This window comes from Coprococcus intestinalis (assembly GCF_023656595.1).
GTDB classification, from domain to species: Bacteria; Bacillota; Clostridia; order Lachnospirales; family Lachnospiraceae; genus Coprococcus_A; species Coprococcus_A intestinihominis.
The window spans coordinates 1-5,409 of the sequence record NZ_JAMOKJ010000039.1 but is presented as its reverse complement, the minus strand read 5'-3'; the positions used below and the strand labels follow the sequence as shown (position 1 = coordinate 5,409).

Sequence of the window (5,409 nt, the reverse complement as noted above, 5' to 3'; positions counted from 1 at the left end):
CAGCAGATAGTAATCGATATAACCAATATATCATGCCTTGGAAAAGGCTGTAGAAAAAGTAAACTAGACCTTTTATAGCCATTTTCAGTTGTCAAAGTACAGGTTTAATTTTTCATTTTAGGTAAAATGGCAGCCAGTTGTATGAAATGAGGTGCACTGTCTGTGGGACAGTGTTTTTTATGTAATAGGAAATTACTTCATAATGTTCCTGTTACATAAAAACGCTCCGCGAAAATGCGACCAGATACATGATGAATATGTCTGCTGAAGCAGACTGCATCCGGCGTGCAAAGCGTAACAAGCCCCTCAAAGATTGAGGAATTCAGGGAGTTTGAAGCGGACTTGTCCGCTTTGTAATGATGTTATTTCATAGACGCAACTATAACGATTTTATTGCAGGGGATCAGATATGAAAAAAAACGGAAAGGATAGTTAGGGATAGACAGAAAATGAAAGGAAAAAGAGTGATTGCAGGCATTCTGCTTGCGGGAATTTTAGCAGTCACCCTGGCAGGGTGTAAAAATACAGATAACACGAAAGAGGAAACAGAAAAGCCTGTGATTACCCTCGGCAGCGACAACTATCCACCATACAATTATCTGAATGAGGATGGTGTACCGACAGGTATAGATGTAGAGCTGGCTACGGAAGCTTTCAAAAGAATGGGCTATCAGGTGGAAGTTGTCCAGATCAACTGGGAGAAGAAGAAAGAACTGGTGGAGAGCGGAGAGATTGACTGTATCATGGGCTGCTTTTCTATGGAAGGGCGTCTTGATGATTACCGCTGGGCAGGGCCGTACATAGCAAGCCGTCAGGTGGTCGCTGTAAATGAGAACAGTGAGATCTATAAACTGAGTGACCTGGCGGGAAAAAACCTGGCTGTCCAGTCCACAACCAAACCGGAAGACATCTTTCTGAACCGGACGGATGAGAGGATTCCAAAGCTGGGCAATCTGATCAGCCTGGGACACAGGGAGCTGATTTATACCTTTCTTGGAAAAGGATATGTAGATGCAGCTGCCGCACATGAGGAATCAATTGTCCAGTACATGAAGGATTATGACATAAGCTTCCGTATCCTGAAAGAGCCTTTGATGATCACCGGAATAGGTGTCGCTTTTGCAAAAGATGATGACAGAGGAATCTGCGAGCAGATGGAACAAACATTGGAAGAAATGCGTCAGGATGGCACATCCCTGAAAATTATTGGAAAATATCTGGATGATCCGGAGAAATATCTGGAGGTGGATGATCTTGGATATTAAGGGAAAGAAAAAAGAAAAACGGATCCAGCTGATCGGTGGTTTGATTGGGATCTGTGTGGCTGTAAGTTTTCTGTTTTATTTCTTTCACGCAGAAAAAGCAGAAGCCGAGAAAAGAATGGTAGAGATTGTAAACTATGTCAAAGTGCAGTGTTCCACCTACACCCATTATAATGAATCTACGGAATCCAAAAGTCTCCTCCGTGCCATTGAAAGTGCAAGACATATGAGTACAAATATTAAAACGGAAAAAGAAAACGGCGGTCATCTGAGCCGGGAGTTCCTGAAAGAAAACCTGCAGACTCTCTGGGTGGATGGTATCATTGTATTGGATACAGAGGGAAAGACGGACTGCGAATACAGTACGGATGAGTCTCTGACCGATGAGATTACGAAGTATCTGCAAAAAGACATTATCATGGATTTTGTCGGATATGAAGAAAGATCTTATTCAGAACGATTTGCCAGGGAAGACGGATCCTATGTTGATATTGCAGCCTGTGCCAGAAAAGATGCACCGGGTATTGTGGCAATCTACTATTACACACCTCCTGAATTTGCCAGAAACTATACACTGACGATACAAGGGCTTTTAAATGGTTATAGTATTCAGAAAGATGGAACGATTATTGTTGCAGACGAGGGGATTGTTGTTGCCAGCAATGATGAGAGCCTGCTGGGGCAGAATACGACTGACAACGAAGTTGTTCAGGCAATGAAAAAGCATACAGACAGTCAGCACATTCACCATTTGAAGAATGAAGGAATCGGATGTTATGGAATCATGCTGAAGCAGAGGGATTATTATATCTATGCGTATCTTCCGGATACGGAAGTGTTCCATAACCTTCCATTAAGTGTGATAAGCGTTATGTTCCTTTATTTTCTGATGTTTAGTATATTCTGGTTCTGGACATATAGAACCAATCTGACACACCGTAAACTGGAACGGGAAAAAGATGAAAAATATAAAGAAGAACTTCTGATAGCTGCAAAAAAGGCAGAGGCTGCCAATCGGGCGAAGACGGAATTTCTCCAGCGGATGAGTCATGATCTCCGGACTCCGATCAATGGAATCTGCGGCATGGTCAATATGGCAGACCATTATGCAGATGATATAGAGAAGCAGAAGGAATACAGGACAAAGGTGAAAGAGGCATCCAATCTGTTGCTGGAACTGGTAAATGATATTTTGGATATGAGTAAGCTGGAGTCAGGTGAAATTGTTCTGGAAGAGGTTCCATTTAATCTGATCAGTATTTCAGAAGAAGTACTTGTTGTGATCGAGCAGATGGCTGCAGAACAGAATATCCGAATCATGTGGGAGAAAAAAGAAATCATACATCGGAATTTTATTGGAAGCCCGGGGTATGTGAAACGTGTGATGATGAATATCCTGTCCAATGCGGTGAAATATAACAGAGAAAACGGACATGTTTATATCAGTTGCATGGAAATTCCATCCGAACAGCCGGAAATGACGATGATGGAATTTGTCTGCCGGGATACCGGAGTTGGAATGGCAGATGAGTTCCAGAAACATGTTTTTGAACCATTTGCACAGGAACATGCAGGAAGCCGCACAAAATTTGCCGGAACAGGTCTGGGAATGCCGATTACCAAAAAACTGGTTGAAAAAATGGGTGGAACCATTACTTTTGAAAGTAAAAAAGGCATAGGGACGACATTTGTGATCCGGATCCCGTTTAAAATAGACATGAATTCGGACAAAGGAAAAGAACAGACGGATGTATCAGATGAAAAATCTATAAAAGGACTGCATATTCTTCTGACAGAAGACAATGAACTGAACATGGAAATCGCAGAATTTATGCTTCAGAATGAAGGTGCTGACGTGGAAAAAGCATGGAATGGACAGGAAGCTGTTGAACTATTCAAAAAAAGTGAACCTGGTGAATTTGATGTCATTCTTATGGACATTATGATGCCAGTCATGAATGGTTATGAAGCTGCAAAGATGATCAGGTCTCTGGAAAGAGAGGATGCAAAGAAGGTACCGATCATTGCAATGACAGCAAATGCGTTCACGGAGGACAGAATAAGAGCAAAAGAAGCAGAGATGGATGAACATGTTGCTAAGCCTGTTGATGTGGAATTACTGATAAAAGTAATTCGTAAATTGGTGAAATATAATTGACAGGGCAGTGTCAAATAAGCAATGAAAAAAGTAACAGAAGTATATGAGATGACGATTGAAGAAATATAAAATATGGATAAAAGACAAACAATACTTATTGTAGATGATGCGGAATTTAACAGGGATATATTAAAGGAGATTCTCGGAGAAAATTATAATTATCTGGAGGCAGAGAATGGAAATCAGGCAATCCAGATGATAGGAGATAATCTGGAAATTGATCTGATGCTTTTGGATATTAATATGCCACAGATGAATGGTTTTGAAGTTCTGGCAATAATGAAAAGAAGTCAGTGTCTGGAAGAAACTCCTGTAATCATGATTTCTTCTGAAGAATCTGTTGATACGATGCGTAAAGCATATGAGATGGGAATCACAGATTATATCACACGACCATTTGATTCTGTGATTGTAAAGAAAAGAGTTCAGAATACATTGGGACTTTATGCGAATCAAAAGCATCTGATTAATGTTGTTTATAATCAGGTTTACGAAAAAGAAGAAAATAATAACATCATGATCCGGATTCTGAGTAATGTATTGGGATCCCGCAACAGTGAGAGCAGAGATCACATCCTGCATATTAAAACAGTAACAGAACTGATGTTGAGACAACTGGTAAAAATAACAGATGCATATCCTATGACCGAGGTAGATATTGCTTTGATCACAACAGCATCTTCTCTTCATGATATCGGTAAGATTTATATTCCGGAAGAAATATTGAATAAACCAGGCAGACTTACCGATGAAGAATTCAAGATCATGAAAACGCATAGTGAGCTTGGTGCAGAGATAATCCAGAATATGAATTTCCCAAAAGACAATCCATTGGTACATACCTCATGGGAAATCTGCAGATGGCATCATGAAAGATGGGACGGAAAGGGATATCCGGATGGCCTGAAAGGTGAAAAAATACCAATTTCCGCACAGGTAGTGTCGATTGCTGATGTTTATGACGCACTTACAAGTGAAAGATGTTACAAGAAAGCATTTGATCATGACACAGCGATTCAAATGATCCTGGATGGGCAATGCGGACAATTTAATCCCATTCTCCTTAAGTGTCTGAAAGAACTGAGTTTTCAGCTTTCAAAAATGCTTGATAAAGGGATGGAGGACAATGAATATTACCATGAAATACGGAGACTTTCGAATGAAATACTCAGTGACAGATCTTTACCGAACCAAAATTATTCGCAGAGTGTTGTCAAGGTTATGCAGGAAAAGATCGATTTTTTCAAATCGAATAGTGGCATGAATTCGATTGATTACAATGCAATTTCAGGTCAGCTAACTATATTAAACGGAAAACAGCAGATAATATGTCAGAGAAATAATCCGAAAATTGATCTGTTCAAAAAATTCGGAGTAAATGAAGAAGATGCTCAATATGTTCGTGTTTTGTTACATCAGACATCTGTGCAAAATAAAGAAATCTCTGTGCAGATAAAGGCAGTGGTGGAAAATGACGGTCGGATGTATAAGCTGAAACTGCATACGTTGTGGTCGCCTTTAAAGAAGGATGGATACATCGGAATCATTGGATATGTTGACAGTGTAAAATAGAAAAATGCAAAGGAAAATCAGAGGATGACTTGTGATGAAAAAGAAAAATGGAGCAGAGGCAGTGGAAAAAGTTAAGAATTCGAAGCCAGGTAATTATGATCTGGTGCTGATGGATGTTGAGGAATTGCTCGATGCTTTACACGACAATCTGCTGGATTAGACAGCAGCAACAGGACTTATTGGAGGAATGGTTTGACGCCATTCCTCTTTTTTTCATACCAAAAATGCAATAGTAAAAAAAGAGAATAGTAGGTAATTTTATACCCCACCTGATGTTGTAAAATATAGATATAAAAGACCTAAAATGAAAAATTAAACCTGTACTTTGACAACTGAAAATGGCTATAAAAGGTCTAGTTTACTTTTTCTACAGCCTTTTCCAAGGCATGATATATTGGTTATATCGATTACTATCTG

Annotated in this window: 4 protein-coding genes; all 4 read left to right on the top strand. The window is 39.7% G+C overall.

Translation table 11 applies throughout. The features are described 5' to 3' along the window. The first annotated feature begins 449 nt into the window (after positions 1-449). The gene (locus NBH03_RS15750; RefSeq protein ID WP_250800128.1) at positions 450-1,265 is read left to right on the top strand and encodes a substrate-binding periplasmic protein; all 816 of its coding nucleotides are present in this window, start codon (positions 450-452) and stop codon (positions 1,263-1,265) included. Then, positions 1,249-3,420 (top strand): ATP-binding response regulator, encoded by a 2,172-nt coding sequence (locus NBH03_RS15745; RefSeq protein WP_250800127.1) that lies wholly within the window; start codon positions 1,249-1,251, stop codon positions 3,418-3,420. Before NBH03_RS15750 ends, NBH03_RS15745 begins: the two co-directional genes overlap by 17 nt. A 72-nt stretch (positions 3,421-3,492) precedes the next feature. Continuing rightward, positions 3,493-4,992, top strand: coding sequence for a response regulator (locus NBH03_RS15740; protein ID WP_250800126.1), 1,500 nt, complete (start codon positions 3,493-3,495; stop codon positions 4,990-4,992). Between the two features lie 34 nt (positions 4,993-5,026). Further along, the gene (locus tag NBH03_RS15935) at positions 5,027-5,152 is read left to right on the top strand and encodes a hypothetical protein (RefSeq protein WP_284703475.1); all 126 of its coding nucleotides are present in this window, start codon (positions 5,027-5,029) and stop codon (positions 5,150-5,152) included. The last annotated feature ends 257 nt before the right edge of the window (positions 5,153-5,409 follow it).